Annotated in this window: 24 protein-coding genes; 15 read left to right on the top strand and 9 right to left on the bottom strand. The window is 71.9% G+C overall.

The annotated features are described in order from the left end of the window. Positions 1-480: 480 nt before the first annotated feature. Positions 481-2,421 carry a recombination regulator RecX gene (gene recX, locus ACIBG7_RS07335; RefSeq protein ID WP_397335511.1) on the bottom strand — a complete coding sequence of 647 codons (1,941 nt, stop codon included), beginning with the start codon at positions 2,419-2,421 and terminating at the stop codon, positions 481-483. Between the two features lie 11 nt (positions 2,422-2,432). Beyond that, positions 2,433-3,563, bottom strand: coding sequence for a recombinase RecA (recA, locus tag ACIBG7_RS07330; RefSeq protein ID WP_397335510.1), 1,131 nt, complete (start codon positions 3,561-3,563; stop codon positions 2,433-2,435). A gap of 187 nt (positions 3,564-3,750) precedes the next feature. Between recA and ACIBG7_RS07325 the strand changes: the two genes are divergently transcribed. The 3 genes from ACIBG7_RS07325 (at position 3,751) to ACIBG7_RS07315 (ending at position 5,054) form a co-directional block, all read left to right on the top strand. Then, the gene (locus tag ACIBG7_RS07325; RefSeq protein ID WP_397335509.1) at positions 3,751-4,266 is read left to right on the top strand and encodes an RNA polymerase sigma factor; all 516 of its coding nucleotides are present in this window, start codon (positions 3,751-3,753) and stop codon (positions 4,264-4,266) included. Continuing rightward, positions 4,263-4,715 carry a hypothetical protein gene (locus tag ACIBG7_RS07320; RefSeq protein WP_397335508.1) on the top strand — a complete coding sequence of 151 codons (453 nt, stop codon included), beginning with the start codon at positions 4,263-4,265 and terminating at the stop codon, positions 4,713-4,715. Before ACIBG7_RS07325 ends, ACIBG7_RS07320 begins: the two co-directional genes overlap by 4 nt. A 63-nt stretch (positions 4,716-4,778) precedes the next feature. After that, a complete protein-coding gene (locus tag ACIBG7_RS07315; RefSeq protein ID WP_357927452.1) occupies positions 4,779-5,054 on the top strand; it encodes a hypothetical protein in 276 nt (91 codons plus the stop codon). Here ACIBG7_RS07315 and ACIBG7_RS07310 read toward each other — a convergent pair. After that, positions 5,051-5,245, bottom strand: a complete 195-nt coding sequence (locus ACIBG7_RS07310) for a DUF3046 domain-containing protein (protein ID WP_357927453.1) — start codon at positions 5,243-5,245, stop codon at positions 5,051-5,053. The two genes, ACIBG7_RS07315 and ACIBG7_RS07310, sit on opposite strands and share 4 nt — an antisense overlap. A gap of 43 nt (positions 5,246-5,288) precedes the next feature. Between ACIBG7_RS07310 and ACIBG7_RS07305 the strand changes: the two genes are divergently transcribed. Next, positions 5,289-5,492, top strand: coding sequence for a hypothetical protein (locus ACIBG7_RS07305; protein WP_357927455.1), 204 nt, complete (start codon positions 5,289-5,291; stop codon positions 5,490-5,492). Here the strand turns inward: ACIBG7_RS07305 and ACIBG7_RS07300 are convergent, their stop codons facing one another. Further along, positions 5,493-5,984 carry a VOC family protein gene (locus tag ACIBG7_RS07300; protein WP_357927456.1) on the bottom strand — a complete coding sequence of 164 codons (492 nt, stop codon included), beginning with the start codon at positions 5,982-5,984 and terminating at the stop codon, positions 5,493-5,495. It lies immediately after the preceding gene. Positions 5,985-6,083: 99 nt separating this feature from the next. On the opposite strand from ACIBG7_RS07300, the gene ACIBG7_RS07295 reads away from it, so the two are divergent. The 3 genes from ACIBG7_RS07295 to ACIBG7_RS07285 are packed head-to-tail and all read left to right on the top strand — an operon-like array spanning position 6,084 to position 13,057. Continuing rightward, positions 6,084-7,067, top strand: coding sequence for an aldo/keto reductase (locus tag ACIBG7_RS07295; RefSeq protein ID WP_397335507.1), 984 nt, complete (start codon positions 6,084-6,086; stop codon positions 7,065-7,067). Between the two features lie 12 nt (positions 7,068-7,079). Further along, on the top strand, positions 7,080-7,658 hold the full coding sequence (locus ACIBG7_RS07290) for a TetR family transcriptional regulator (protein ID WP_357927460.1): 579 nt from the start codon (positions 7,080-7,082) through the stop codon (positions 7,656-7,658). A 35-nt stretch (positions 7,659-7,693) separates the two neighbouring features. Further along, the gene (locus ACIBG7_RS07285; protein WP_397335506.1) at positions 7,694-13,057 is read left to right on the top strand and encodes a DEAD/DEAH box helicase; all 5,364 of its coding nucleotides are present in this window, start codon (positions 7,694-7,696) and stop codon (positions 13,055-13,057) included. Between the two features lie 379 nt (positions 13,058-13,436). Here ACIBG7_RS07285 and ACIBG7_RS07280 read toward each other — a convergent pair whose 3' ends face one another. Continuing rightward, entirely contained in the window at positions 13,437-14,522 is a 1,086-nt protein-coding gene (locus ACIBG7_RS07280) for a glutamate--cysteine ligase (protein ID WP_397335505.1), read from the bottom strand. Positions 14,523-14,575: 53 nt separating this feature from the next. On the opposite strand from ACIBG7_RS07280, the gene ACIBG7_RS07275 reads away from it, so the two are divergent. Then, positions 14,576-15,337: a phosphotransferase gene (locus ACIBG7_RS07275; RefSeq protein ID WP_397335504.1), complete on the top strand. Its 762-nt coding sequence runs from the start codon at positions 14,576-14,578 to the stop codon at positions 15,335-15,337. Here ACIBG7_RS07275 and ACIBG7_RS07270 read toward each other — a convergent pair. Next, entirely contained in the window at positions 15,289-15,963 is a 675-nt protein-coding gene (locus ACIBG7_RS07270) for a M15 family metallopeptidase (RefSeq protein WP_357927466.1), read from the bottom strand. The genes ACIBG7_RS07275 and ACIBG7_RS07270 overlap by 49 nt on opposite strands. Before the next feature lie 12 nt (positions 15,964-15,975). Further along, positions 15,976-17,136: an ROK family protein gene (locus tag ACIBG7_RS07265; RefSeq protein WP_397335503.1), complete on the bottom strand. Its 1,161-nt coding sequence runs from the start codon at positions 17,134-17,136 to the stop codon at positions 15,976-15,978. Between the two features lie 177 nt (positions 17,137-17,313). Between ACIBG7_RS07265 and ACIBG7_RS07260 the strand changes: the two genes are divergently transcribed. The 4 genes from ACIBG7_RS07260 to ACIBG7_RS07245 all read left to right on the top strand — a co-directional run bounded on the left by ACIBG7_RS07260 (position 17,314) and on the right by ACIBG7_RS07245 (position 22,020). Next, positions 17,314-18,657 (top strand): extracellular solute-binding protein, encoded by a 1,344-nt coding sequence (locus tag ACIBG7_RS07260; RefSeq protein WP_357927469.1) that lies wholly within the window; start codon positions 17,314-17,316, stop codon positions 18,655-18,657. 115 nt (positions 18,658-18,772) lie between these two features. Then, entirely contained in the window at positions 18,773-19,672 is a 900-nt protein-coding gene (locus ACIBG7_RS07255) for a sugar ABC transporter permease (protein ID WP_357927471.1), read from the top strand. Further along, positions 19,672-20,523, top strand: coding sequence for a carbohydrate ABC transporter permease (locus ACIBG7_RS07250; protein ID WP_357927473.1), 852 nt, complete (start codon positions 19,672-19,674; stop codon positions 20,521-20,523). Before ACIBG7_RS07255 ends, ACIBG7_RS07250 begins: the two co-directional genes overlap by 1 nt. Before the next feature lie 69 nt (positions 20,524-20,592). Continuing rightward, positions 20,593-22,020 (top strand): glycoside hydrolase family 3 protein, encoded by a 1,428-nt coding sequence (locus ACIBG7_RS07245; protein WP_357927474.1) that lies wholly within the window; start codon positions 20,593-20,595, stop codon positions 22,018-22,020. Positions 22,021-22,117: 97 nt separating this feature from the next. Here the strand turns inward: ACIBG7_RS07245 and ACIBG7_RS07240 are convergent, their stop codons facing one another. Continuing rightward, entirely contained in the window at positions 22,118-23,293 is a 1,176-nt protein-coding gene (locus ACIBG7_RS07240; protein WP_397335501.1) for an ROK family protein, read from the bottom strand. 83 nt (positions 23,294-23,376) lie between these two features. Here ACIBG7_RS07240 and ACIBG7_RS07235 point away from each other — a divergent pair, with 83 nt between their 5' ends. From ACIBG7_RS07235 to ACIBG7_RS07225, 3 genes are read left to right on the top strand one after another with little or no spacing between them, the layout of a single operon-like run. Further along, a complete protein-coding gene (locus tag ACIBG7_RS07235; RefSeq protein WP_397335500.1) occupies positions 23,377-25,203 on the top strand; it encodes an endonuclease/exonuclease/phosphatase family protein in 1,827 nt (608 codons plus the stop codon). Between the two features lie 8 nt (positions 25,204-25,211). After that, positions 25,212-25,661 (top strand): Rrf2 family transcriptional regulator, encoded by a 450-nt coding sequence (locus ACIBG7_RS07230; RefSeq protein ID WP_357927480.1) that lies wholly within the window; start codon positions 25,212-25,214, stop codon positions 25,659-25,661. Continuing rightward, the gene (locus tag ACIBG7_RS07225) at positions 25,661-26,440 is read left to right on the top strand and encodes a DNA-formamidopyrimidine glycosylase family protein (protein WP_397335499.1); all 780 of its coding nucleotides are present in this window, start codon (positions 25,661-25,663) and stop codon (positions 26,438-26,440) included. Before ACIBG7_RS07230 ends, ACIBG7_RS07225 begins: the two co-directional genes overlap by 1 nt. Here ACIBG7_RS07225 and ACIBG7_RS07220 read toward each other — a convergent pair. Beyond that, the gene (locus ACIBG7_RS07220) at positions 26,437-26,793 is read right to left on the bottom strand and encodes a helix-turn-helix transcriptional regulator (protein ID WP_357927484.1); all 357 of its coding nucleotides are present in this window, start codon (positions 26,791-26,793) and stop codon (positions 26,437-26,439) included. The two genes, ACIBG7_RS07225 and ACIBG7_RS07220, sit on opposite strands and share 4 nt — an antisense overlap. Positions 26,794-26,979 lie beyond the last annotated feature (186 nt).

The raw sequence follows: 26,979 nt of genomic DNA, 5'->3' as shown, positions 1-26,979 counted from the left end.
CCGCCCCGAACCCCCACCCTGCTGGACCCTCCCAGAGGAACCCACCGAAGCAGCGAGCCAGAGATGTGGGGCTGGCGCAGCAGCTCAAGAGACAGCACCGAAGCCGACAGAGGGCCGCACAGCAGCGCCGGCGCAACACCAGCCGACGGCCGCGGCCCTCAGAACGGACGCCGGACCGGAGCACACAGGCCGACGTGCTGCAGGCCCTCGAAGGGCATCCCAAGCCGAAACCAACCCTCGCCCCACCCCCGGGTCCCGTCCGGCACTGGTCCTCACCCCACCCCCGGTCTCCGCCCCGGCCCCGGTCCCCGTCCCGGCATTGGTGGTCTCCCTGCCGGCACTGGTCCCCGTCCCGTGCCGGCCCTGGTCCCCGTCCCGTGCCGGCCCTGGTCCCCGTCCCGTGCCGGCCCTGGTCCCCGCCCCGTGCCGGCCCTGGTCCCCGCCCCGCGTCCGGTCCTCGTCCCGGCCGCGGGCCTCGTCCTAGGAGAAGTCGTCCTCGACCTCGACGCCTTCCTGCTCCAGCGCCTCCCGAACCACCCGATAGGCCAGCCCCGGCGCGTACCCCTTCCGAGCAAGCATCCCCGCCAGCCGCCGAATCCGGACCTGGGACTCAAGCCCCCGCGTCGACCCGAGCTTCCGCTCAACCAGCCGCCGAGCCGTCTCCAGTTCCTGGTCGGGATCCAGCCGTTCGACGGCCTCGTTGACCGTCTCCCCGTCCACACCCCGGTGCCGCAGTTCGGCCGCCAGAGCCCGCTTGGCCAGCCCCCGCCCATGGTGCCGGGACTCCACCCAAGCCTCAGCGAAGGCCTCGTCGTTGATCCACCCCAACTCGGTGAACCGGTCGAGCACGACGTTGGCGACCTCCTCGGGCACCTCCCGCTTCCGCATGGCCTCCGCGAGCTGCGCCCGCGTCTTGGGCGCCATGGCCAGCAGACGGAGCGCGATGTTCCGTGCCACAGACTCCGGATCCGCCGGCGGCCCTTGCGCCGCCCCCGAACCCGGATCCGGCCCGTCCCCGTAGCGCCCGCGCCCCTTCTTCCGCGAGTAGCGGCCCTTCCCCCGCCCAGCCCGCCGCCGCTCCCCACCGTCGTCATCAAACAGCCCACCGCCCGAGCCCCCCGCCGCCCCGAACGGCTCACCCTCGAACAGCCCTCCGCCACCCGAACTCCCCCGCCCGCCCGAATCGGCTTGCACCCCATCAAACAGCCCGCCCCCCTGGCCAGACTCGCTGCCGAACAGCCCACCGCCGGTGTCGGGGCTGGGCGGGGTGGGCTCGGTAGCCGGGGTGGGCTCGGGCTCCGGGGTCGGCTCGCTGAATAGACCGCTGCCCCAGTCGTGGCTGGCCGGAGTCGGGTCGGGCTCCGGGGTCAGCTCCCTGAACAAGCCGCCGCCCTCAACGTGGCTGGCCGGAGTCGGGTCAGCCCCCGAGGTTGTCGGCTCGCTGAACAGGCCGCTGCCCTCATAGTGGCGGGGCTCGGTCGGTTGGGAGTCGGAGGTCGGCTTGCTGAACAGGCCGCCGAAGGGAGCCTGTTCGAAGGGGGCCGGTTCGAAGGGAGCCTGTTCGAAGGGGGCCGGTTCGAAGGGGGCCGGTTCGAAGGGGGCCGGTTCGAAGGGAGCCGGTTCGAAGGGGGCCTGGCCATCGGTGTCAGGGTCGGCCCGGCGGGGACGCTTGCCGTACTCGGTGCTCTTGGAGCGGCGCGCGCGCTTACGACCACGGGTCTCGGAACCGTCGTCCCCGGACGCCAGACCGGAGAGCGGGCCGCTGCCGTCGTCTCCCGAGCCCAGGCTGAAGAACGGGTGCCCGTCCTGGCCGGAGTCGAGCCCCTCCTGGGCAGCCGGAGCCCACCAGGAGCCCTCGTCCGCAGCCGGGGACGACGACGAGGTCACTGGTGAGGAAGCGGCCTCGAGTGGAGACGCGGCCTCAGGTGGGGAGGTGGGCCAGGCAAAGGTTGCCGATGAGTCCAGGGCCTGAGGCTGGGCCTCGCCACGGGTCTGAGCCGAGCTCGACGTCTGAGCTGTACCCGAGGGGCGAGCTGTACCCGAGGGCTGAGCCGTACCCGAAGGCTGAGCCGGGTAGGAGGTGTCGGTCGGGTCCGGGGTTTGAGATCGGGAGGACGGGTTGCGGCGGCGGCGCTTGGTGGGGTGTTCGGCGGGGTCGGGCCAGGCACCCCAGTCCCGCGGGTGAGCTGGGGAAGGGGCAGAGCCTGGCGAGGCAGAGCCGCCCGGCGAGGTGAGCTCGCCGGAGGGAAGAGAGTCGCCCAGCACAAGAGGGTCGCCGGGGGTAAGGGAGTCGCTCGGTGTGGGAGGGTCGCCGAAGAGCCAGGGTGGGGCGTCGGCTGGGTCGGAGTCGCTCCAGCCAGGCGGCGATGGCCGGGCGCGGCGGGCGCGCCCGGGGTCAGGCCGGCTCTTCGGCTCGTTCATACGCCGAGCGCTCAGATGTCACCGGGCTTCGGCGCGGCGGCGGCAGCAGCGGCCGCCGCGGCGGCGCGGGAGCCACGGCCGGACGGAGCCGGGGCGGCGGCAGCCGGAGCGGGAGCGGCAGGGGCGGCGTCGGCGGGAGCGTCGACCCGCGGGCCGACACCGAGCTTCTCCTTGATCCGCTTCTCGATCTCGTTGGCGATGTCCGGGTGGTTCTTCAGGAAGTTACGCGCGTTCTCCTTGCCCTGGCCGAGCTGGTCGCCCTCGTAGGTGTACCAGGCACCGGCCTTGCGGACGAAGCCGTGCTCGACGCCCATGTCGATGAGGCCGCCCTCACGGGAGATGCCCACGCCGTACAGGATGTCGAAGTCGGCCACGCGGAAGGGCGGGGCCATCTTGTTCTTGACGACCTTGACGCGGGTGCGGTTGCCGACCGCTTCGGTGCCGTCCTTGAGCGTCTCGATGCGGCGGATGTCGAGGCGCACCGAGGCGTAGAACTTCAGCGCCTTGCCACCGGTCGTGGTCTCGGGCGAGCCGAACATGACGCCGATCTTCTCGCGGAGCTGGTTGATGAAGATGGCGGTGGTGGCGGTGCTGTTGAGCGCACCGGCGACCTTGCGCAGCGCCTGGGACATGAGGCGGGCCTGGAGGCCGACGTGGCTGTCGCCCATCTCGCCCTCGATCTCGGCCTTGGGCACCAGGGCCGCGACCGAGTCGATGACGATCAGGTCGACCGCGCCGGAGCGGATCAGCATGTCGGCGATCTCGAGGGCCTGCTCACCGGTGTCGGGCTGGGAGACCAGGAGGGCGTCGGTGTCGACACCGAGCTTCTTGGCGTATTCGGGGTCGAGCGCGTGCTCGGCGTCGATGAAGGCGGCGATGCCGCCCCCGCGCTGGGCGTTGGCCACGGCGTGGAGGGCGACCGTCGTCTTGCCGGAGGACTCGGGGCCGTAGACCTCCACGATCCTGCCGCGCGGGAACCCGCCGATGCCGAGGGCGACGTCGAGGGCGATCGAGCCGGTCGGGATGATCTCGATCGGCGCGCGGGCGTCGTCGCCGAGGCGCATGACGGAGCCCTTGCCGAATTGACGCTCGATCTGTGCGAGGGCAGTCTCAAGGGCCTTCTCGCGGTCGTTGATAGCCATGGGATCTCCCCTTGGAGGATCGTGGTCCGGTCAGTCGTGAGAAAGCTACGGCCTGCGACCGACAATTTTCCGCCGGACCTCGGTCCGGGTGGCTTCATAGTAGCCGAACGGCTGTTCGATCTCATCCGAACGCGAACCTGGCGTGTCCGCTCCGCGACTGTACCGGCGTGGACGACGAGGGAGTGGGATGGACAACGAATCGCTGGTGCTCAGGTGCCGTCTGGGCGACCGGGCCGCGCTGACGGAGCTGGTCAGGGCGTGGCACGAGCCGGTCCTGACCTACGTGCGCCGGATGCTCGGCCCCGGGCGCGCCGACGACGTGACCCAGGAGGTCTGGGTGGCGGTGGTGCGCGGGCTGCCCCGGCTCAAGGACCCGGCGCGCTTCGCGCCGTGGCTGTTCACCATCGCCCGGCGCGCGGTGGCGACCCGGCTGCGGGCGGAGTACGGCGAGGCCTCGCTCGACGCCGGGGCCGAGCCGCCTGCCGTACCGGACGGGACGGAAGCGGTTCTCGACCGGGTCGAGCTGTTCGACGGCCTGGCCGCGCTGCCGCCGCGCGAGCGGGAGATCCTCGCCCTCTTCTACCTGGAGGACCTGTCGCTGGAGGACTGCGCGGAGATCTGCGGCATTCCGCTGGGAACGGCCAAATCCCGGCTGCACCGGGCACGCGGCCTGCTTCGTGGACAACTGGAGGAGAAGCCATGAAAGACGACGAGATCATCGCGCTGGTGCGGGCCGAGTCGAGCCCGTGGCGGCGGCTGCGCGGGACGGTGGCGCTGCTCGGCGGGCTGGTGGGCGGGACGTTCCTGGTCACGCTGTGGGCGACCGAGCCCGGGCCGCTGCCGGACCGCACCCGGCTGGTGTTCGCGCTGCTGGCCTTGATCTGCGCCGGTTGGACGGCGTTCGGGGCCTGGTCGGTGCTCGGGCCGCGGCCGCTGTTCGCGCTGGACGGGCTGGTCGCGGGCTGGCTGGCGCTGGCGGCCTCGCTGGCGACGACGGCGGTGACGGTCACCGTGGCCGCGGACCGCGGCACCGGGCTGGCCGTGGCGATCGCGGCCGGAGCGCTGTTCATCGGAGCCTCGGCGGCGATCACCGTCCGGGCGCACCTTCGCTTCCGGAAGATCGTGCGGGAGCTGGCCCGACACCGGGACTAGACATTCCCCCACAATGCTCCCGCCCTGTTGCCATGGCCGTGACCTGGGGAGATCCTGAAAGGTGTGGCGAGCACCTACACCGAGGAACGGCGCGGCCATCTCCAGGCGCTGGCCGAACTGCTCCCCGATCACGGCCTGGTCGGCCGCATGGTCGGCGGCCACGATCCGGTGCTGTGGGCCTGGCACCCGAGCACGGGCCGCCAGACGCTGATCTTCGCCACGCCCACGCAGCGCGGGTGGCTCTTCCTGTGGTCGCCGGGCGGGCAGGGCAGCGCGGAGGATCTGGGCGGCACCGCCACGGCGATCAAGACGGTGCTGGCCCAGGAGCCCGACGACTAGGTGAGCCGGCTGGAGACGTTCTCCACCTGGCAGACCGCGCGCCAGATCTCCTTGGCGCCGATGCCGTCGGCCAGCGCCTGCTCGACGGTCCGGCCGCCGAGCGGCGCCAGCACGTAGTCGCGTGCCCACGACTCGGCGTAGGCGTCGCCGAAGTGGGCCCGCATCCGTCTCCAAAACTCAGTCAGGCGCATCAGCCAAGTATCGAACCACCGCCGGAGTGGGTAGGACCGGGCCATGGCGAAATCCCCCAAGAAGTCGCAGCCATCGCCCCCGAAGTCGGCCAAGAACCGGACCGGCCGGGCCAGGCGCCGCCACCTCGACCTTCTGATGCGGCAGGCCGTACAGAAGGAGAAGGCGGAGCGCTCCGAGCGGCACGCGGGTCTCCGGCGGGAGCCGCGGGCGGGCGTCGATCGCTCCAGGCGCGCTTCGCGCCGCTGATCACAGCACGCGCGAGCCGTACATCTCACCGAGATGGTCGGCGAGCAGCTCCAGCCGGGCGCCGTCGGGGTCCCTGAAGTAGATGGAGGCGCCGCTCTCGATCTGGTGCGGCACGCCGGCCATCTCCAGCTTGCCGCGCAGCCGTTCCCAGGTGGCCGGGTCGACGGAGATCGCGATGTGGTGCAGGCCGCCGAGCACCTCCTGGTAGGGGCCGAGGTCGAGGCCGGGGAAGTCGAAGAAGGCCAGCAGGTTGCCGTTGCCGAGGTCGAAGAAGAAGTGGTTGCTGCCCTTGTAGTCGCGGTTCTCGAAGATCTCGGTCAGCGGGAATTCGAGCAGCTCCTGGTAGAAGCGGACGGTCCGCTCGACGTCGGAGGAGAGCAGGGCGAAGTGGTGGAGGCCGCGTGCGCTGCTCGGGGGACGGTGGGGAAGGAGGTACTGCTGCTTGATGTGCTCACGTTTGGCGGCGACGGCCGCGTAGTCGATCTCGCTCACCTGGGGTTCACCTCACTTCCTCATATCTCCCGCGGCATGGGACTCAATCCTCGCTGACAAAGTTTGAAATCTGTCAGTCCATAGTCCATACTCGGGGCTATGGAACTTCGCACCCTGGGCAAGAACCAGGTCTCCGCGCTCGGCCTCGGCTGCATGGGCATGTCCGATCTGTACGGCCCGGCCGACGAAACCGAGTCGATCGCCACCATCCACGCAGCCCTGGACGCCGGGGTCACCCTGCTCGACACGGGCGACTTCTACGGAATGGGGCACAACGAGCTGCTCATCGCCAAGGCCCTCGAAGGCCGCGAACGGCCGCAGATCAGCGTCAAGTTCGGCGCGCTACGCGACCCCGCGGGCGCCTGGCTGGGCTACGACGGCCGGCCCGCGGCGGTCAAGAACTTCCTCGCGCACAGCCTGCGCCGGCTCCGCGCCGACCACGTCGACGTCTACCGGATCGCCCGCGTCGACCCCGCGGTCCCGATCGAGGAGACCGTCGGCGCGATCGCCGAGCTGGTGTCGGCCGGATATGTCCGGCACATCGGCCTGTCCGAGGCGGGCGCCGACACCATCCGCCGGGCGCACGCGGTCCATCCGATCGCCGACCTGCAGATCGAGTACTCGCTGCTGTCGCGCGGCGGCGAGGACGAGATCCTGCCCGCCTGCCGCGAGCTCGGCATCGGGATCACCGCCTACGGCGTGCTCTCCCGCGGCCTGCTGAGCGGCCACTGGTCCCCCGCGCGCGAACTCGCTCCCGGGGACTTCCGCTCGGTCAGCCCGCGCTTCACCGGCGCGAACCTCTCCCACAACCTCGCGCTCACCGAGGCCCTGCGCGACCTCGCCGGAGCCCGTGGCGTGACGGTCGCGCAGCTCGCCATCGCCTGGGTGCTCTCGCGCGGCGCCGACATCGTGCCCCTGATCGGCGCACGCACCCGCGAACGGCTCGCCGAGGCGCTCGGCGCGCTCGACCTCGCGCTCACCCCCGCCGACCTGGCCGCCGTCGAGGCCGCCGTGCCCGCGGGCGCCGCGGCCGGCTCGCGGTACGGCGAGGCCCAGATGGCGCACCTGGACAGTGAACACTGAGAAAATCGGGACATGACCGACGGCGTGCTGACCCGCGAGCAGATCCTGACCACCGCTCAGGAGGTGCTCAGGCGGTACGGCCCGGCCAAGGCCACCGTCGTCGACGTGGCCCGCGCCCTCGGGGTGAGCCACGGCAGCGTCTACCGGCACTTCCCGAGCAAGGCCGCGTTGCGCGAGGCGGTGACGCAGCTCTGGCTGGAGGAGTCGCACGCCGCCCTGGCCGCCGTCCCCGCCGGACCGGCCCCGGACCGGCTGCGCGCCTGGCTGAGCGCCCTGTTCGCGGCCAAGCGCAAGAAGGCGTTCGACGATCCCGAGCTGTTCGCGACCTACCTCGTGCTCGTCGGCGAGTCCAGCGCCGTCATCGACGCGCACATCGCGGACCTCGTCGGGCAGCTCACCGAGATCATCTCCGACGGGGTACGGCAGGGCGTGTTCCGCACCGACGACCCGGCGGTGTCGGCCCGGGCGGTCTTCGACGCCACCAACCGCTTCCATGATCCGCAGTACGCCCCCGAGTGGTCGGATCCCGGCATCGACCAGCACTTCGAGGCGGTCGTGGCGCTGATCTCCCGTGGCCTGTCCGCCGGCTGACCGATTCTGTCGGTCGGCGAGGGCACACTGTGGGCATGACCTCGCTCGACCGGTTCAGCCCGATGGCGCAAGAGTGGTTCCGCAGCGCCTTCGCCGCGCCCACGGCGGCGCAGGACGGCGCGTGGGAGTCCATCGCGCGCGGTGACAACACGCTGGTCGTGGCGCCGACCGGGTCCGGCAAGACGCTCGCCGCCTTCTTCTGGTCGCTCGACCGGCTGGCCACCACGCCGTCGGAGACGAAGTCGTGCCGGGTCCTCTACATCTCGCCGCTGAAAGCGCTCGCCGTCGACGTCGAGCGCAACCTGCGCGCGCCGCTGGCCGGGCTCAAGCAGACCGCGCGGCGGCTGGGCGAGCCGGTGCCGGAGATCTCGGTCGCGATCCGCTCCGGCGACACCTCGGCCGAGGAGCGGCGGCGCTTCGCCAGCAAACCGTCCGACATCCTCATCACCACGCCCGAGTCGCTCTTCCTGCTGCTCACCAGCCAGGCGCGCGAGGCGTTGCGCGGCGTCGAGACGGTGATCGTCGACGAGGTCCACGCCGTCGCCGCGACCAAGCGCGGCGCGCACCTCGCGCTCAGCCTCGAACGGCTCGACGCCCTGCTGGAGCGGCCGGCGCAGCGGGTGGGGCTGTCGGCCACGGTCCGCCCGGTCAGCGAGGTGGCCGCCTTCCTCGGCGGCACCCGCCCGGCGACCGTCGTGCAGCCGCCGTCGGACAAGGTCATCGAGGTCGAGGTGGTCGTCCCGATCGAGGACATGACCGAGCTCGACGCCGCGCCGCCGCCTTCCGGGGCCGAGTTCGAGATGGCCGAGCCGGCCCGGCGGTCGATCTGGCCGCATGTGGAGGACCGGCTCTTCGACCTGATCGAGGAGCACAGTTCCACCATCGTCTTCGCCAACTCCCGGCGGCTGGCCGAGCGGTTGTGCACGCGCCTCAACGAGCTGGCCTTCGAGCGGGAGCAGGGCCTGGAGGCGATCGACCTGTCCGTCTGGGAGACGCCGCCCGGCTCCGGCGAGCCCGCCCGGCCGCCCAGGGAGGACAAGGGTGTGCGCGGGCCCGGCGCCCGGCGACCGCCCGCCGACATGATGGCGCAGGCCGGCGCGGCCAAGGGCGCGCCCACTGAGATCGTCCGGGCGCACCACGGCTCGGTCTCCAAGGAGGAGCGCTCCCAGATCGAGGAGGCGCTCAAGTCGGGCCGCCTGCCGGCCGTGGTCGCCACCTCCAGCCTGGAGCTGGGCATCGACATGGGCTCGGTCGATCTGGTCGCCTGCGTGGAGGCCCCGCCGAGCGTGGCCAGCGGGCTGCAGCGCATCGGCCGGGCCGGGCACCAGGTGGGCGCGGTCTCCCGTGGCGTGATCTTCCCGAAGTACCGCGGCGACCTGATCCAGACCGCGGTCGTCGCCGAGCGGATGAAGAGCGGCCAGATCGAGGAGATGCGCTACCCGCGCAACCCGCTCGACGTGCTGGCCCAGCAGATCGTGGCGATGACCGCGCTCGACGAGTGGACGGTCGACGAGGTCGAGGCCCTGGTCAAGCGGGCCGCGCCCTACGCGACGCTGCCGCGCACCGCGCTGGAGGCGACGCTCGACATGCTGGCCGGGCGCTACCCGAGCGAGGAGTTCTCCGAGCTGCGGCCTCGGGTGGTGTGGGACCGGGTGACCGGGCTGCTCCAGGGCCGGCCCGGCAGCCAGCGGCTGGCGGTCACCAACGGCGGCACCATCCCCGACCGCGGGCTGTTCGGCGTGTTCCTGGTCGGGGAGAAGGGCTCGCGGGTGGGCGAGCTCGACGAGGAGATGGTGTACGAGTCGCGGGTGGGCGACGTCTTCGTGCTGGGCGCGAGCTCCTGGCGGATCGAGGACATCACCGCCGATCGGGTGCTGGTCTCCCCCGCTCCCGGGCAGCCGGGCAAGCTGCCGTTCTGGCACGGCGACACCCAGGGGCGGCCGGCCGAGCTGGGGCGGGCGATCGGGGCCTTCCTCCGCGAGCTGTCGAGCGAGGGCGCGGAGAAGAAGACCGGGAAGCCGGGAGGGTCCGGGACCTCCGGGAAAACCGCGGCCACCGGTAAGCGTGCGAAGGCCGGGGCCTCTGCCGAGGGCGGCGGCCCCGGTGACGCGGTGGGGCGGTTGCGGGCGGCCGGGCTCGACGACTACGCCGTGGGCAACCTCCTGGCCTACCTCGGTGAACAGCGCGAAGCCACCGGATACGTGCCGGACGACCGGACGCTGGTGGTCGAGCGGTTCCACGACGAGCTGGGCGACTGGCGGGTCGTCATCCACTCCCCGTACGGCGCGCGGGTGCACGCGCCCTGGGCACTGGCGATCAACCGGCGGCTGCGCGAGCGCTACGGCCTCGACGTGCAGGCGGTGCACTCCGACGACGGCATCGTGCTGCGCATCCCCGACACGCTGAGCGAGCCGCCGACCGACGTGGCGGCCTTCGACGCCGACGAGATCGAGCGGATCGTCACCGAGGAACTGGGCGGGTCGGCGCTGTTCGCCTCGCGGTTCCGCGAGTGCGCGGGGCGGGCGTTGCTGTTGCCTCGCCGGACGCCGGGGAAGCGGTCGCCGCTGTGGCAGCAGCGGCAGCGGGCGGCGCACCTGCTGGGGGTGGCCTCGCAGTACGCCAGCTTCCCGATCGTGCTGGAGACCATGCGCGAGTGCCTCCAGGACGTCTTCGACGTGCCCGGCCTGGTGCAGCTCATGCGCGACATCGCCGCGCGGCGGATCCGGGTGGTGGAGATCGAGACCTCGCAGGCCTCGCCGTTCGCCGCGTCGTTGCTCTTCCACTACATCGGCGCGTTCATGTACGAGGGCGACGCGCCGCTGGCCGAGCGGCGGGCGCAGGCGCTCGCGCTCGACACCGCGCTGCTGGCCGAGCTGCTCGGGCAGGCCGATCTGCGCGAGCTGCTCGACCCCGACGTCATCGCCGACTGCGAGCGGGAGCTGGCGCGGCTCGACCGGCCGTTGCGTGACCGGGAGGACCTCGCCGACCTGCTGCGCTCGCACGGCCCGCTGCTCGCGGCCGATGTCAGCGTCCGCGAGGGCGACCCAGCCTGGCTGGCCGAGCTCGAACAGGCCCGGCGGGCCATCCGGGTGCGGGTGGCCGGCGAGGAGCAGTGGGCCGCCATCGAGGACGCCGGCCGGTTGCGCGACGCCCTCGGCGTGCCGTTGCCGGTGGGCATCCCGCACGTCTTCCTGGAGCCGGTCGCCGATCCGCTCGCCGACCTCGTGGCCAGGCACGCGCGCACCCGTGGCCCCTTCACCTCCGGCACCGCCGCGGCCCGCTTCGGCCTGGGCGTCGCGGTGGTGAGCGACACCCTGCAGCGGCTCGTCGCCTCGGGACGGGTGGTGAGCGGTGAGTTCCGGCCCGGCGGGCGGGGCGAGGAGTGGTGTGACGCCGGGGTGCTGCGGATGATCCGCCGCCGGTCGCTGGCCGCCCTGCGCAAGGAGGTCGAGCCGGTCTCCGCGGAGACCCTGGCGACCTTCCTGCCCGCCTGGCACGGCATCACGGCCTCGACCTACTCCGGCGCGCGCGGCCCCGACCAGGGGTACGGCGGAGCCGCTGCCGCCGGCGGTGTGGACGGTCCTATCGGTTCCGGAGGGTACGGCAGAGCGGACGGTCCTGCCGGTGTCGGCGGACACGAGTACGGCAGGGCCGGCGGTTCTGTCGGCGCCGGTGGGCGGGACTACGGCGGGGTGCACGGCTACGCCGGGCCGGCTGGTGCTGGTGGGCGGGGGTATGGCGGGGCCGACCTTCGGGGGGCGCGGAGCGGGGCGGCCGGGGCGGCTCGGGCGATGGATTCGCTGGTCAACGCTCTGGAGCAACTGCAAGGCGCCGCAGTGCCCGCCTCGGCCCTGGAGACGCTGGTGCTGCCCGCCCGCGTGCCCGGCTACCACCCCGCGTTGCTCGACGAGCTGACCGCCTCGGGCGAGGTCGTCTGGGCCGGCCAGGGCTCGTTGCCCGGCGGGGACGGCTGGGTGTCCCTGTACTTCGCCGACACCGCGCCCCTGCTGATGCCCGACCCGCTCGACATCACCCTCACCCCCTTGCACGAGAAGGTGCTGGAGGTGCTCGGGGGCGGCGGCGCGCTGTTCTTCCGCGGGCTGGCCGACCGGGCAGGGTCGCTCGACGACTCCGGACTGGTCGCCGCGCTGTGGGACCTGGTGTGGTCGGGCCGGGTGTCGGGGGACACCCTGGCGCCGCTCCGGGCCACCCTCGGCACCGGACGTCCCGCCCACCGCCCGGCCACCACCCGCCGTCGCCGGGCCGTCCTGCCCACCCGTAGCGGGCCGCCCACGGCAGCCGGGCGGTGGTGGCTGTTGCCCGAGCCGTCCGCCGAACCCACGCTCCGGGCCCAGGCCCAGGCCGAGGTGCTCCTGGAGCGGCACGGCGTGGTCACCCGGGGGGCTGTCACGGCCGAACGGCTGTCCGGGGGGTTCTCGGCGGTTTACCAGGTGCTCCGGGCTTTCGAGGAGAGCGGGCGGTGTCGTCGGGGGTACTTCGTCGAGGGGCTGGGTGGGGCGCAGTTCGCGTTGCCTGGCGCGGTGGATCGGATGCGGGCACTCTCCCCTCGTCTGGGCGACTCCCCCGGCTACCGCCCAACCGATACCCCCCACCCAACCGACGCCCCCCGCTCAACCGGCTTTCCCTCAATCGACACCCCTCGCCCAACCGGTCTTCCCCCAACTGACGCCCTCCCCTCGACCCTCGTCTCCGGCCCAGCCGATGGCCCCGGCCCGGCCGAAGGCCCCGGCCCGACCGATGGGCCCGACCCGAGCGATGGCTCTGGCCCGACCGATGGGCTCGAGCCGAGCGATGGCCTCGGGGTGACCGATGGGCTCGGCCCGAGCGATGGCGCTGGCCCGGTGGACAACCCTGGAGCAGGTGACGGCCCTCGTTCGGGGGGCGGTTTCGGCTCGACCGACGGCCTTCACTCGACCGACGGGGCTCGCTCAGCCGACGGGCCCCGCTCGGCTGGGGAGCCTCGCTCGGCGGCGGGTGGAGGGGGCGGATCCGCGGGGTGGTCTGGGGAGGTGCGGCGTGCTGTGGTGCTGGCTGCTGCCGATCCGGCCAACCCGTACGGGGCGGCGTTGCCCTGGCCCGCGCATCCCGGGGACGTCTCGCACAAGCCTGGGCGGAAGGCGGGTGCGCTGGTGGTGCTGGTGAACGGGTCGCTCGTGGTGTACGTGGAGCGGGGTGGGAAGACGTTGCTCTCCTTCACCGACGACGAGCGGCTCCAGCCGGCGGTGGATGCGCTTGCCTTGGCCGTCCGGGACGGGGTGCTGGGGAAGTTGACCGTGGAGCGGGCGGACGGGGAGTCCATCAACGACTCGCCTCTGGGGGCGGCGCTGGAGGCGGCTGGGTTCCATCCGACACCTCGGGGCCTTCGGTTGCGCGCCTGACCCCGCCCTAGGGGCGGCGCGGTGTGCGGCGGAAGAGTGCTCTGGGCGCGAGCAGGTCGTCACCCGGGGCAGTCTCGGTTCGATCCCGCCGGCCAGGCTGATCCCCGCAGGTTCCGCTGCGCTCGGGGGGACGGGGTCAGGGGGTTCGTCTCGCGGCCGCGCCCAGCTGATCCCGCAGATCCAGCTGATCCGCAGATCCCGAAGGTCCCGCTGACCCGGTTGAGACCGCAGGGCGTTCTGGCCGTCGGCTTCGTCGGCAACGGCCAGGTGCGCCGCAGTTGATCCCTGGCGACCTACCTGCCACCGGCCCTGCGGCGGCCGGTGGCAGGTCGCGGTGATGCTGATCGGTCTGGGCAGGACGGCGACGCGCTGTACGGGGTCAGGCGACCGTCGCCTCGATGAGGTCGTCGACGACGCCGGTGAGGCCGTTGCCCCACGAGTGCGCACGGCGCTGGCGGGTGGCGCCGGAGCCGCGCAGGATGAGCAGGTCGAGTCCCTCTTCGACGAATTCGAGGTCGCCCGCGGCGTCGAGGGCGTGCCGTACGTGGTCGAAGAGGCGGTGGGCCAGGGCGGCGGCGGGCAGGAGGTCGCCCTGGAGCAGGTCGAGGCCGGAGCCGGAGGTGCCGTCGCGGGCGGCCCGCCAGTAGGCGGCGCGGACGAGCTCGGCGGGGATGGGCGGCCCGAGGTCGCCGCGGGCGACGGCGTCCAGGGCGGTGACGACGAGGGCGCGGATGAGCCCGATGAGCACAAGGCTGTCGTTGACGTCGAGCGGCACGTCGGCGACGCGGATCTCGACGGTGGGCAGGGCCGGTGAGGGCCGGCAGTCCCAGAAGACGGTCTTGGGGTCCATGAGCGCGCCGGAGCGGGCCATGGCGGTCAGGGCCGCCTGGTAGTCGGCGTAACTGGCGAAGTACGGCGGAGCCCCGGCCACCGGCCAGCGGCTCCAGCTGATCGCCCGCCAGGAGGCGTAGCCGGTGTCGCGCCCGGCGAAGTACGGGGAGTTGGCCGCGAGGGCGAGCAGCGTGGGCAGCCAGGGCCGCAGATGGTTGCCCACGTAGACCGCGTGTTCGGGGCTGGGGACGTCGATGTGGACGTGGAGCGCGCAGATGCTGATCTCGTCGTGCAGCGCACGGTAGACCGCACGGGCGTTGTCGTAGCGGGCGCCTTCGGTGAGCGGGGCCGGTGCCACCTCGCCGAGCACCGGAATTCCGCTGGCCACGACGGCCAGCCCGCATTCGCGCGCCGCACGTGCGATCTCCTTCCTGGCGGCGCGCAGGTGGTGGCCGATGGAGATGAGCGCCGTGGTGGGCGGGGTGCGGGCCTCGATCTGGAACTTGGTGATCTCGTGGGTAAGGTCGAGTGTCCGCGAGGTCGCCGCCAGGACCTCGGCCGCCCGGGGCGTGACATGCCGGGTGGCCGGATCGACGACGAGATATTCCTCTTCGATCCCGATAAGGGGGGTCACGTACCGGTTTGTGCCCATCCAGTGCGTCAGGCGAACCCGGCTAGGCTGCGGCGGTGATTACCAGACTGGGTGAGGGATGGGACAACGTCGCCTACGACTTCGGCGGCGAGTTGATCGTGCGGCTGAGCAAGGCGCCCGACCCAGACCTGACCCGGCGCGAGGTGGCTCTGCTCGCCACCGTCGCGGCGCACGCGACCCTGCCGGTACCCGAGGTGGTGTTCGCCGACGAGAGCACCGGCTTGATCGTCTACCGCAAGCTGCACGGCGAGCCCCTGTCGGCCCCGGAACCGGGCATCGCCGCTGAGCTGGGCGAGTTCCTCACCGCCCTGCACCGCGCGCCGGTCACCGGCCAGCCGGTCCCGCGGGTGGCCACCCCGCTGGCCGAGCTGCGTGACCGGGCCGCGGCGGAGTTCCGGGAGGTGGCCGCCGAGCTGCCCGCCGCGGCCTGCCGTACCATCGAGCGCTTCCTCACGGGGCCGGTGCCGGCCGACTCGGCGTTGCTCGCGTTCTGCCACAACGACCTGGCCCAGGAGCACGTGCTGGTGCGCGCGGGCCGGGTGAGCGGCGTGATCGACTGGAGCGACGCGGCGATCGCCGACCCGGCCCGCGACTTCGCCCTCCTCTACCGCGACGTCGGCCCGGACTTCGTGGCGCGCATGCCGTACCACAACCCCACGGACGCGGGCTGGGACGAGCGGGTGCCCTTCTACGCGCGCTGCGCCCTGGTCGGCGACCTGGCCTACGGCGTGCGCACGGGCACGGCGCACTACGTGGCGGAGGCCCTGGGCACGCTCGACAGGACGGTCGGCCCGTAGAGCGCGTGCGCCGAGCCGGTGGCCAGGGCCCAGTAGCGGTCGCCGAAGGACCAGTGCCACCACTCGGTCGGGTAGTTGACCAGCCCGACCGGTTCGAGCGCGGCGGCCATGAGCTTGCGGTGCTGGCGGGCCTCGCCGGAGATGTTCGCGGCGCCGGTGTAGCAGGCGCCGTCGCTCTGCTCGGGCGTGGCGTTGAGCTCGGTGCCGAGGTCGTACTCGACCCCGTCGGGGTCACAGAGCGTGAGGTCGACGGCGGCGCCCGCGGTGTGCGGCGCGACCGCGACGGGCGCGACGTAGCGGCTGGCCGCGACCTCGATCTCCTCAGGGCTCAGGTCGGGGAAGGTCTCGCGCAGCGAGGCCGAGTAGCCGTCGAAGATCTCCTGCTGGGTGGTGATCGGCCGGTAGCCCTCGACGATCAGCAGGTGGTAGCCGTCGGGCAGCCTCCGCTCGGCCTTCTCCAGCCGGGCCAGCAGCCCGGTGCGCAGGTGGGCGTAGGCGCCGGCGGCGTCGGCCAGGCGCGTGTCCAGCCGGAGCCGGCCGCGCACGTCGGCCAGAGGCTCGCCGGACTCCGCCACCGGAACGGCGGCCACCCGAGGGTCGGAGATCAGCACGATGTCATCCCGCATGGGGATCAATTCTCACACGGTGTCGGAGAAGACCTGCTCACGGGCCTGCTCCAGCGCGGCGACGAGCGCGCCGCGCAGGACCGGATTGCCGGTGACGCCGGTGGTGACGACGCGCGGCCGGGTGGGGCAGACGCGGGCGACCGCCTGCTCGACCTTGGCCGCCAGCACCTCGCCGCCGGCGCGGCCGACGTCGCCGCTGAGCACGACGAGGCCGGGGTCGAGGACGACGGAGATGGCCGCGACGCCGACCGCCAGGCGGGTGGCGACCTCGTCGAGGTAGCTCTCGGCATTGCGCGCGACGGCGGTGCGGAGCTGGTCGGGGACGGTGCGGCCGGGCACGCCGTGCAGGGCGGCCAGTTCCTCCAGCGCGTCGTGGCCGACGAGCCGCTGGTAGGAGCCGGACTTGGGCTGGGAGACGTCGGTCGGCAGCGGCTGGCCGGGCACGGGCAGCCAGCCGATCTCGCCGGCGCCGCCGGAGATGCCGCGGTGCAGCCGGCCGCCGAGCATGACGCCGAGGCCCTGGCCGATGCCGGCCCACACGACCGCGAAGTCGTCCTGGCCGGTGGCGGCGCCGTAGCGGTGCTCGGCCAGCGCGACCAGGTTGACGTCGTTCTCTATGGTGACCGAGGCGCCGAGCGTCCGGCGGAGGTTGTCCAGCACGCCGACGTGCCAGCCGGGCAGGTCGAGGGAGAAGCGGACGTCGCCGGTGGCCGGGTCGACGACGCCGCGGGTGCCGATGACGAAGGACCGCAACTGGCCCAGTTCGATCTGGGCTGAGGCACACGCCCGCTGGACCGCGCTTTGTACGGTCTTGACGGGATTCTTGCCGTCCAATGGGTCAACAGTGATCTCAACCACGATTTTACCTGTGATGTCGGCCACACCCACGGTGATGCTCTCCGGCAGCACTTCGAGCCCGGCGACGTAGGCGCTGGAGGGCACGACGCCGTACAGCGCGGCATTGGGACCGCGCCCGCCGGCCCGCTCGCCGGCGACCTCGACCAGTCCCCTTTCCTCCAGGCGTGCCAGCAGCTGACCTGCGGTTACCTTGGAGAGGCCGGTGAGTTCCCCCAGCTCGGCCCGGGTCAGCGGTCCGACCGACAGGAGGAGCTCGAGTGCGCTGCGATCGTTCAGCCTGCGGAGCAGTCGAGGCGTCCCAGGACTCTGGACCACGGTTCGGCCCCCCTCTCGTCACGATCGGCTAACGAGTTGTTTCTTTTAAGAAAGTTTCTTGTTAGTTTAGCAGCAGTCATCCAGACTGACGATCAGCCAGGTGCGGACCCCAGGGCCCGGCACCGTTTCTGAAACGCAAACCCCCGACGCGTTTGAAGCCGGGAAGGGAGAACCCTAGTGAGGATCTCGAAGATCACGGCCACGACGGTCACCACGGCCGCCCTTGCCCTGGGTCTGGCCGCGTGTGGCGGAAGTGAGCCCGCCAAGCCGTCCGAGGCCCCGCAGGCCGGTGGCTCGTCCGCCGCGGCGACCCCCGCCGGCAAGCAGTTCGCCGGCAAGGAGCTGACGCTCTGGCGCCTGGGTGACGTCAACCCGGCCGCCAAGAAGTACACCGACGCCCTCACCGCTGCCTACACCGAGCAGTCCGGCGCCACCGTCAAGGTCGAGTGGATCCCGTGGCCGCAGGTGAACGACAAGTTCACCGCCGCCGCCGCGGGCGGCGCCGGCCCCGACGTCACTGAGATCGGCAACGACCAGGTCCCGCTCTGGCAGAGCCAGGAGGCCCTGGAGCCGGTCACCGACATCGTGTCCGCGGGCGACCAGGCCCAGATCCCGAAGAACCTGATGGGCCTGGAGACCATTGACGGCGAGACCTACGCCGTGCCGTGGGGCGGCGGCTCGCGCGCCGTGCTCTACCGCACCGACTGGTTCAAGGAGCTCAACCTCGAGGTGCCCAAGACCTGGGACGAGCTCCTCGCGGCGGCCAAGAAGATCCAGGAGGCCAAGGGCAAGGACGTCGACGGCTTCGCCTTCAACGGCGGCTCCGACGCCAACCACCTCCTCGGCGCCCTCGCCTGGACCGGCGGCGGCGAGTACGCCGTCAAGGAAGGCGACAACTGGGTCAGCAAGGTGACCGAGCCGGCCTTCAAGGCGGGCTTCGAGCAGTACACCAACCTGGTGACCAGCGGCATCTCCTCCAAGTCGCGCCTCAACCAGAACACCACCGACATCCGCACCCGCTTCGCCAACAGCAAGGTGGGCATGTACCTGACCGCTTCCTGGGACATCCCCGGCATCGAGCAGGACTCCAAGGGCAAGATCAAGAAGGACAAGCTGGCCTTCTTCCCGCTGCCCGCCAAGGACGGCGGCGAGGCCGCGTCCTTCTTCGGTGGCAACGACATCGCGGTGTGGGGCAACGCCAAGGACAAGGACCTGGCCAAGGACTTCGTGAAGTTCGCCACCACCAAGGAGTGGGCGGACCGCTACGCCCTCGAGGGCGGCCTGCTGCCGGTCTACTCCGACACCCTGGCCAAGCTCGCCGAGGACCCGGACCAGGCTCCGTTCGCCAAGGCCTTCGCCAAGGCCAAGGCCTTCCCGGCCGACCCGAACTGGACCGAGGCCAACGAGACCAAGGCCGTCATGCAGAACGCGGCGCGCCAGGTGATCGAGGGCAAGGCCACGGTCGACGAGGCTCTCGCCGCGGCCAAGAAGGAAATCGAGACGATCCTCAACCAGTCCTGATCACATGACTGACACGTCTACGCTCGCCCGGGGTGGGGGCCGACACTCCTCCTCCCCGGGTCGGGGGTCCAATCGCCGCCGCCCGGCCCGGGCGAAGGGCCTGCCCAACTGGGCGGTGCCGTACGTTCTGCTCATCCCCGGCCTGCTGGTCATCATCGGACTGCTCGTCTATCCGCTGATCCAGATGGCGATCATGTCCTTCCAGAAGGTAGGCGTGGCCCAGGTCGCCGGCAAGAAGCCGGCCACGTGGGTGGGGGTCGACAACTACACCAGCATCTTCGAGAGCGAGATCTTCTGGACCGCGCTGCGGAACACGGTGGTCTTCGCGGCCATCGCCGTCCCGCTCACGCTGATCCTCGGCACCGCCGTCGGCGTGCTGCTGCAGAAGCTCGGCCGCAAGATGTCCCTGGTCCTGATCGTGGGTCTGATGTTCGCCTGGGCCGTCCCGCCCGTGGCCCAGGGCGCCATCTGGCGCTGGCTGGCCGACGGCGAGCGCGGCATCATCAACTGGGCGCTGAACCTGCTGCCCGACTGGCTGTCGAACCTGCTGTTCGGCCGCTCCGACTGGACCGGCGAGCCCTGGCTCAACGACGCCTGGTCTATCTACATGATCCTGATCCTCTGCGTCGTCTGGGCGGGCATCCCGTTCGTCGCCGTCTCGGTCCTGGCCGGGCTCAAGGGCATCCCCAGTGAGCTCTACGAGGCCGCGAGGGTGGACGGCTCGGGCGCCTGGCGCACGTTCTGGAAGATCACCTTCCCGCTGCTCAAGCCGGTGTTCGCGGTGCTGACCGTGCTGTCGATCATCTGGGACTTCAAGGTCTTCGGGCAGTTGGTCGTCCTGGGCGGCCAGACCAACCGGGAAGCGTTCAACCTGTCGATGTACGCCGTCGCCGAGGCCTTCAAGGCCCCGCCGAAGATGGGCTCGGGCGCGGCCATCGCCGTCGTGCTCACGATCTTGCTGCTCATCGTGACCGCCGCCTACATCCGGCAGCTGTTCAAGCAGGAGGAGCTCTGATGACTCCGTACGCCCGCCGCCTCATCGGCAAGATCGGCATGAACGCGCTCGCCGTGATCGTGCTGCTGGTGATGATCTTCCCCGTGTACTGGATGGTCTCCACGGCCTTCAAGTCCAACGAGCAGATCTTCACCACGGAGTTCATCCCGTTCCCCACGGACTTCACCTTCGAGCACTTCACGAACGTCCTCACCAAGGGCGTCGCGGAGCACTCGATCTGGCTCTACCTGGGCAACAGCGCCATCGTGGCGCTGGTCACCGTGCTCATCGGCGCGGTCTTCGCCCTGCTGTCGGCCACGGCCATCGCCCGCTTCCGTTTCAAGGGCCGCACCAGCTTCCTGGCCACGCTGCTCATCATGCAGATGATCCCCGCCGAAGCCCTGGTCATCCCGCTCTTCATGAACGTCAAGCGGCTCGGCCTGTACGACCAGCTCGCCGGGCTGATCGTCACGCAGATCGCGCTGACGCTGCCGTTCGGCATCTGGATGTTGCGCACCTTCGTGGCCGCCGTGCCCAAGTCGCTGGAGGAGGCGGCCTGGATCGACGGGGCCAGCCGGTTCACCACCTTCTGGAAGGTGCTCTTCCCGCTGGTGGCCCCCGGTCTGGTGGCGACCAGCATCTTCTCCTTCATCACGGCGTGGAACGAACTGGTCATGGCGCTGTACCTGATCAACGACCCGACCAAGTACACCATGCCGGTCGCGCTGCAGTTCTTCTTCGGCCAGCGAGGCACTGACTGGGGCGCCATCATGGCGACGTCAACGCTGATGACCCTGCCCGTGGTCATCTTCTTCCTCCTCGTTCAGCGCCGCATGGTGTCCGGCCTGGTGGCCGGCGCCGTCAAGGGCTAGCCAAGGTCTCCGTACGGCTCGCGCCGCGTCCTGCCGGGGCGCGGGCCGTACTTCCTGATGGGAAAAATCATGAGTGATCGGGGGCTGCGCCGCCTTGCGGCCGGCACACTCCTGGCCGCGTTCCAGGGCACCACGGCACCCGACTGGGTGTTGCGGGCGCTGGGCGAGGGCCTGGGTGGCGTCACACTCTTCGGATTCAACGTCTCCACCCCGCCGCAGGTGAGCGAGCTCACCGCGGCCCTGAAGTCGGCCGGCGAGCCGGTCATCTCCCTCGACGAGGAGGGCGGTGACGTCACCCGGCTGGCCTATCACGTGGGCAGCCCGTACCCGGGCAACGCCGCGCTCGGCGCGGTCGACGACGTGGACCTGACCTGCCGGGTCTACCGCGCGATCGGCGCGGAGCTGGCGGCCTGCGGGATCAACCTCGACATGGCGCCGGACGCCGACGTGAACACCGCCGACGACAACCCCGTCATCGGCACCCGTTCGTTCGGCAACGACCCGGAGCTGGTCGCCCGGCACACCGTGGCCGCCGTCTCGGGCCTGCAGTCGGCGGGGGTCGCCGCCTGCGTCAAGCACTTCCCCGGCCACGGCGCGACCCGCGTGGACTCGCACCTGGCCATCCCGGTCGTGGACGTCGGCCTCGACGTGCTGCGCGAGCGCGAGCTGGTGCCCTTCCGCGCCGCGATCAAGGCCGGCACCAAGTCGATCATGACCGCGCACGTGGCCGTGCCCGTGCTGACCGGTGACGATCCGGCGACCCTGTCCCCCGCCGCGCTCACCCGCCTGCTGCGCGAGGAGCTCGGCTATGACGGCGTCGTCATCTCCGACGCGCTGGACATGCACGCGATCACCATGAGCGTCGGCCTGGCCGGCGGCGCGGTGCGCTCGCTGGCCGCCGGGGCCGACCTGCTCTGCCTCGGGCCGATCCCGTCGCAGGCCGACGTCGAGGCGGTCATCGCCGAGATCGTCCTGGCCGTGGGCGACGGGCGGCTGCCGCTGGCCCGCCTGGAGCAGGCCGCGGCCCGGGTGGGCGAGCTGCGCGCCTGGTTCGGCTCCTCGGCCGACCCGGCGGGCGACGCCGGCATCGGCCTGGACGCGGCCCGCCGTGCCGTACGCCTGTCCGGCGAGACCGCGCCGCTGGTCGATCCGCTGGTCATCGAGGTCGACACGCCCCCGACGATCGCCGTCGGCGACGTGCCGTGGGGCCTGGCCCTGCCGGAGGCCGAGACGGTGCGGATCAAGCCCGCCGACGCCGACGCCGACGAGTTGCTCGGCCGGGCGGCCGACCGCTCGCTCGTGGTCGTGGTCAAGGACGCGCACCGCTACGCCGACAGCCGCGCGCTGGTCAGCGAGCTGGTCGCGGCCCGGCCGGACACCACGGTGATCGAGATGGGCCTGCCCATCTGGCGTCCGCAGAGCGCGGCCTACATCGCGACGTACGGCGCGGCCCTGGCCAACGCGCAGGCCGCCCGGGAGCTCCTGCTCACCGCCTAGCCTCGTAGACCCTCTCCCCGGAAAGCCCCGCGTCACCTGCCGGCGCGGGGCTTTCACCATGCTCAGGAGCCTGGGATCGCTCCCAGCAAGGCCATGCTCAAGAGGTGAACAGTTCCTCGCGCGCCTGGTCGAGCGCGGCCAGCACCGCACCCCGCAGCACCGGGTTGCCCTCCACCGCGGTCGTCACGACCTCCGGCCGGATCGGGCAGATGCGGGCCACGGCCGCCTCGACGCGGGTGGTGAGCGCCGCGCCCCCGGCCCGGCACACGTCGCCGGCCAGCACCACGCGGCCCGGGTCGAGCACCACGCAGACCGCCGCCACGCCCAGCGCCAGCCGGTGCGCGATCTCGTCGAGGAACGGCTCGCCGCGCTCGCCGGCGGCCATCGCCGCCTGCACGCCCTCGCTGGCGTCGGCGACCGCGAAGCCGTACCCCTTGGCCAGGTCGGCCACCGCCTCGGCGCTGACCAGCGACTGCAGGCCGCCGGCCAGCGACGGCAGCCGCCCCGGCTCGGCCCGCACGTCCTCGGGCAGCGGCACGCCGGGCACCGGCAGGTAGCCGATCTCGCCCGCGCTGCCCGAGCGGCCGCGGTGCAGCTTGCCGTCGAGCATGACGGCCAGGCCGATGCCGCGCGAGGCCCACAGCAGCACGAAGTCGTCGACCCCCCGGGCCGCGCCGCCGGCCGCCTCGGCGACGGCGGCGAGGTTGACGTCGTTCTCGATCGTCACCTCGCGCTTGAGGTCGCGGGCGAGCGCCTCGTGGATGCCCTCGTGCCAGGCCGGCAGGTCGAAGGAGAAGCGCACGTCGCCGCTACGCGGGTCGACCACGCCGGGGGTGCCGATGACCACGCCGCGCAGCTTGGACAGGCTCACCTTGGCGCTCTTGCACGCCTTGACCACCGCGCTGTGCACCACGGAGACCGGGTCGTCGCCGTTGGGGCTGACGGTGACCTCCGCCAGCGTGCGCCCGTGGATGTCGGCGATCGCCGTGGAGACGTTCTCGGGGCCGACGTCGAGACCGGCGACGTAGGCGGAGTTGGAGACCACCGAGTAGAGCGCGGCGTTGGGCCCCCGCCCGCCCGCCTGCACGCCCACGACCTCGACGAGTCCGCGCTCCTCCAGCCTGGCCAGCGTCTGGGAGGCGGTCACCTTGGACAGCCCGGTGAGATCGCCGATCTGGCCGCGGGTCATCGGTCCTTCGCCGAGGAGCAGTTCGAGGGCCGCCCGGTCGTTGATCTCCCGTAGCAACCGCGGCACACCAGGACGTCGCTCCACCGTGAATCCCAACGTCAAATCGTTAAGGTTGCTGAGAGTTTAGCGCTCTTGCCAACAAACCCGAATGGACGTGAGGATGCCTCATGCCCGCCCTCCCGCTCGCTTTAGGCATCATCCTCCTCTTCGACGTCCTGCGGGTCTTCCTCCCGTCACTGATCACCCTGTTCGGCCGGGCCGGGGAGACGCCCGCCGAACTGATGGGCCTGTACGCCGCGCTCTGGTTCGTCCTGCCGTTCCTGGCCGCCCTGCTCAAACCCCGCTGGTCCCTGTACGGCGGAGCCGCCCTCCTCCTGCTGGCGCGCCTGGGGCTCCAGACCGGCCTGGAACAGCTCTACACCGCCTCAGCGGGCGTCACGGCGGGCCTGGTGTTCCTCTACGGCTGCGCGCGCACCCTGGACCGCCACGCGGTCGCCCGGGGCGTCTCCGGCGGCCTGGGCGCGGCGGTGCTGATCCACCTGCTGCTGGGCAACGTCGATCTGGTCTGGCGCGACGGCGTGCTGCCCTGGCTGGGCGTGCTCGCGCTCTGCGCCGCCTTCGCCGCCTCCCTGCCGCAGGCGGCGGCCTCCGAAGACCTCGCGCCGTCCTCGACGTGGTTCCTGTTCGGCCCGCTCCTCCTGCTGACCGGCATGTACCTGCTCACTCCCCCGGCGCCCGGCCTGGCGGGCACCCTGCTGCCGGCGATGTGCGCGGCGGCCTTCGTGTTCACGCCGGAACGTGTCGCCACGCTGCCCATGGCGGTGGTCTGGACGGTTCTCGGGCTCGCCTCCCTCGTCGTCCCGGCCGTCCCGTTGACCGTCTTCCTGCCGATGGCCGCCCTGACCGCGATGGCGCTGACCGCGCGGCGGGCCCGGCCCCCGGCGCGGCCCGGTAGCGCCCTGCTCGGCGGGACGCTCCTGTTCCTGGTGGCGACCTTCGCCTACTACGCCGCCTACGACCTCGACCTCGGCTTCCCCAACACGCTGGTTCCGGTGACCGTCTCCGTCGCGGTGCTGGCGGTGGCGCTGGTGGCCGCGCGCACGCCGGACACGCCGCCGCCGGCCCCCGAGTGGGTCCGGCTCGCCCTCGTCGCCGGCGTGGCGGGGCTCGTCGCGCTCACCGGCCTGCGGTCCGAGCCGCCGCTGCGGCCCAAGCAGGGCGACACCCTGACCGTCATCGCCTACAACATCCGCATGGGCTTCGGCCTGGACGGCCGACTCTCCCTCGACGCCATCGCCGACTGGGCGGCCACGAAGAAGCCGGACGTCGTCCTGCTGAGCGAGGTGGACCGCGGCTGGCTGCTGAACGGCGGTCACGACGGGCTGGCCCGCATCGCCGACCGGCTCGGGATGCGCTTCCACTTCGCGCCCGCCGCCGACCGGGTGTGGGGCGACGCGATCCTCACCAACCTGCCCGTCCAGGTCGCCTCGCACCCGCTCGGCGAGCACGACTACCCCACCGGAGCGCAGGCGCAGGCGATCGTGGTCAAGGTCGGCGAGCGCGAACTCGGCATCGTCAACACCCACCTGCAGGCGCCGCCCGGACAGGCTCCCGAGGTGGCGGCCATCGCCCGCAACCTGGCCGCCGGGCTCGACCCCGCCGCCGCGGGACCGGACTCCGGCACCCCGATGGGCGCCTCCGGCTCACCCGCGCCGGCGACGCCCCGCCCGGTGCTGCTCGCGGGCGATCTGAACATCCGCTCCGACGACGCGGCCGGGCTCAAGCCACTGCTCGGCGCCGGCCTCACCGACCCGCTGACCGCGCTCGGCGACCCGATGACCTCCCCGGCCGACCGGCCCGACCAGCGCATCGATCACCTGCTGATCTCCAAGGGCCTGACCGTGGTCTCCGCCGAGGTGCCGCGCGTGCCGTACTCCGATCATCTGCCCGTTGTGGCGACCTTGCGGCTAACCAGTCTTGACCAGGAGGGATAATCGGTTACATGCGCCTTTCCGCTCGTGTCGACTACGCCCTCCGTGCCGCCGCCGAACTCGCCGCTGCGGGTGCCGGACCGACTACCGTGGGTGAGCTGGCGAAAGAGCAGGACATGCCGCCCAAGTACCTGGAGAACATCCTGCTCCAGATGCGCCGGGCCGGCCTGGTGCGCGGGCAGCGCGGCCCTGAAGGCGGCTACGTGCTGGCCAGGCCCGCGGCGGAGATCTCGCTGGCCGACGTGATCAGGGCCGTGGACGGGCCGCTGGCCAACGTCCGCGGCGAACGGCCGGAGCACGTGGGCTACCGCGGCCCGGCCGAGTCGCTGCAGCAGGTCTGGATCGCCCTGCGCGCCTCCGAGCGGGCCATCCTCGAAGAGGTGAACCTGGAGCACGTGGCCAAGGGCGAACTGCCCGCCAGCGTGCGTGACCTGGCCGCCGACCCGGCCGCCTGGGACTGATGCCCGAGGGGGACGCGGTCCACCGCACCGCCGCCAAGCTGCGGCGGGCCCTCGACGGTCATGTCCTGACCCGTTCCGACTTCCGGGTTCCCCGGCACGCCACCGCCGACCTGTCCGGCCGGCGGGTGCTGGAGAACCTGTCACGCGGCAAGCACCTGCTCACCCGCGTCGAAGGCGACCTGACCGTGCACACCCATCTGCGCATGGAAGGAAGCTGGCAGATCTTCCCCGCCCGGGCGTGGCTGCCCCGCGGCGACCAGGTGCGCCTGGTGCTGGCCACGGCGGAGGTCCAGGCGGTGGGGATCAGGCTGGGCATGGTCGACCTGCTGCGCACGGCCGACGAGGACCGGGTGGTGGGCCATCTGGGCCCCGACCTGCTGGGCCCCGACTGGGACGCGGAGGAGGCGGTGGCGCGGCTGCTGCGGACCCCGGAACGGACCATCGGGGAGGCACTGCTCGACCAGCGCAATCTGGCGGGCATCGGCACGATCTATCGCGCGGAGACGCTCTTCCTGCGCGGCGTGTGGCCCTGGCGCCCGGTGGGCGAGGTGAACGACCTGGTCGGCCTGGTCTCACTGGCGCAGCGACTGCTGGAGGCCAACAAGGATCGGGCGGGAGCGGTGACCACGGGTGATCGCCGTCAAGGCCGGGAACGGTGGGTCTACGGCAGGGCGGGCAGACCCTGTCGCCGATGCGGAGGACGCATCAGTCGCGGGGAGATGGGAGCCAACCCACAGGAGCGACTCATCCTGTGGTGCGGTCACTGTCAGCCTCGTTAGGCGGCCACCATGTCCTTCACCTCGGGGAAGACGGAGTCGCCGAGCGAGCCGGGAACGGTCTCGGCCAGCGGCAGGCGCTCGTGCTCGGGCGCGTCGGCCAGCACGGGGGCAGCCTGGAGTTCGGCGAGCGCGAACTGGTCGGAGACCTCACGCAACACCTGAGAGAGCGGAACGCCGAGCGCACCGCAGATCGACGCGAGCAGTTCGGAGGAGGCCTCCTTCTGACCGCGCTCTACTTCGGACAAGTATCCGAGCGACACGCGCGCGAGCGTGGACACCTCACGCAACGTCCGCCCCTGCCGGACGCGCAGCCGCCGCAGCACGTCGCCCAGAAGCTGGCGCAGCAGGATCATCTGTCGCTCCCTCCCCGGAGTGGTCGTCGGCTTCACTCCACCATGCCCGATCTTCTTCTTGACTTCGTACATACTCCTCGCCGTCATCGTCGGGCGTCGCTGCTTGGCAGCCGGCTCTCGGACCTCACTCACAGCTCCACCGTACCCGTATCCACCGACACCGCGTCAGACCGTGCATCGCATGTT

Origin of the sequence: Nonomuraea sp. NPDC050328, assembly GCF_044459405.1 — a bacterium.
Classification (GTDB): Bacteria; Actinomycetota; Actinomycetes; order Streptosporangiales; family Streptosporangiaceae; genus Nonomuraea.
The sequence above is the reverse complement of the archived record's forward strand: the minus strand, read 5'-3'. Positions and strand labels throughout refer to the sequence as shown.

Coding starts and splice junctions, on each gene's coding strand:
- ACIBG7_RS07305 (WP_357927455.1), top strand. CDS start 5,289: ATGGCGAAATCCCCCAAGAAGTCGCAGCCATCGCCCCCGAAGTCGGCC.
- ACIBG7_RS07325 (WP_397335509.1), top strand. CDS start 3,751: ATGGACAACGAATCGCTGGTGCTCAGGTGCCGTCTGGGCGACCGGGCC.
- ACIBG7_RS07230 (WP_357927480.1), top strand. CDS start 25,212: ATGCGCCTTTCCGCTCGTGTCGACTACGCCCTCCGTGCCGCCGCCGAA.
- ACIBG7_RS07270 (WP_357927466.1), bottom strand. CDS start 15,963: ATGCGGGATGACATCGTGCTGATCTCCGACCCTCGGGTGGCCGCCGTT.
- ACIBG7_RS07235 (WP_397335500.1), top strand. CDS start 23,377: ATGCCCGCCCTCCCGCTCGCTTTAGGCATCATCCTCCTCTTCGACGTC.
- recA (WP_397335510.1), bottom strand. CDS start 3,563: ATGGCTATCAACGACCGCGAGAAGGCCCTTGAGACTGCCCTCGCACAG.
- ACIBG7_RS07290 (WP_357927460.1), top strand. CDS start 7,080: ATGACCGACGGCGTGCTGACCCGCGAGCAGATCCTGACCACCGCTCAG.
- ACIBG7_RS07310 (WP_357927453.1), bottom strand. CDS start 5,245: ATGCGCCTGACTGAGTTTTGGAGACGGATGCGGGCCCACTTCGGCGAC.
- recX (WP_397335511.1), bottom strand. CDS start 2,421: ATGAACGAGCCGAAGAGCCGGCCTGACCCCGGGCGCGCCCGCCGCGCC.
- ACIBG7_RS07295 (WP_397335507.1), top strand. CDS start 6,084: ATGGAACTTCGCACCCTGGGCAAGAACCAGGTCTCCGCGCTCGGCCTC.
- ACIBG7_RS07245 (WP_357927474.1), top strand. CDS start 20,593: ATGAGTGATCGGGGGCTGCGCCGCCTTGCGGCCGGCACACTCCTGGCC.
- ACIBG7_RS07320 (WP_397335508.1), top strand. CDS start 4,263: ATGAAAGACGACGAGATCATCGCGCTGGTGCGGGCCGAGTCGAGCCCG.
- ACIBG7_RS07220 (WP_357927484.1), bottom strand. CDS start 26,793: ATGATCCTGCTGCGCCAGCTTCTGGGCGACGTGCTGCGGCGGCTGCGC.
- ACIBG7_RS07285 (WP_397335506.1), top strand. CDS start 7,694: ATGACCTCGCTCGACCGGTTCAGCCCGATGGCGCAAGAGTGGTTCCGC.
- ACIBG7_RS07250 (WP_357927473.1), top strand. CDS start 19,672: ATGACTCCGTACGCCCGCCGCCTCATCGGCAAGATCGGCATGAACGCG.
- ACIBG7_RS07225 (WP_397335499.1), top strand. CDS start 25,661: ATGCCCGAGGGGGACGCGGTCCACCGCACCGCCGCCAAGCTGCGGCGG.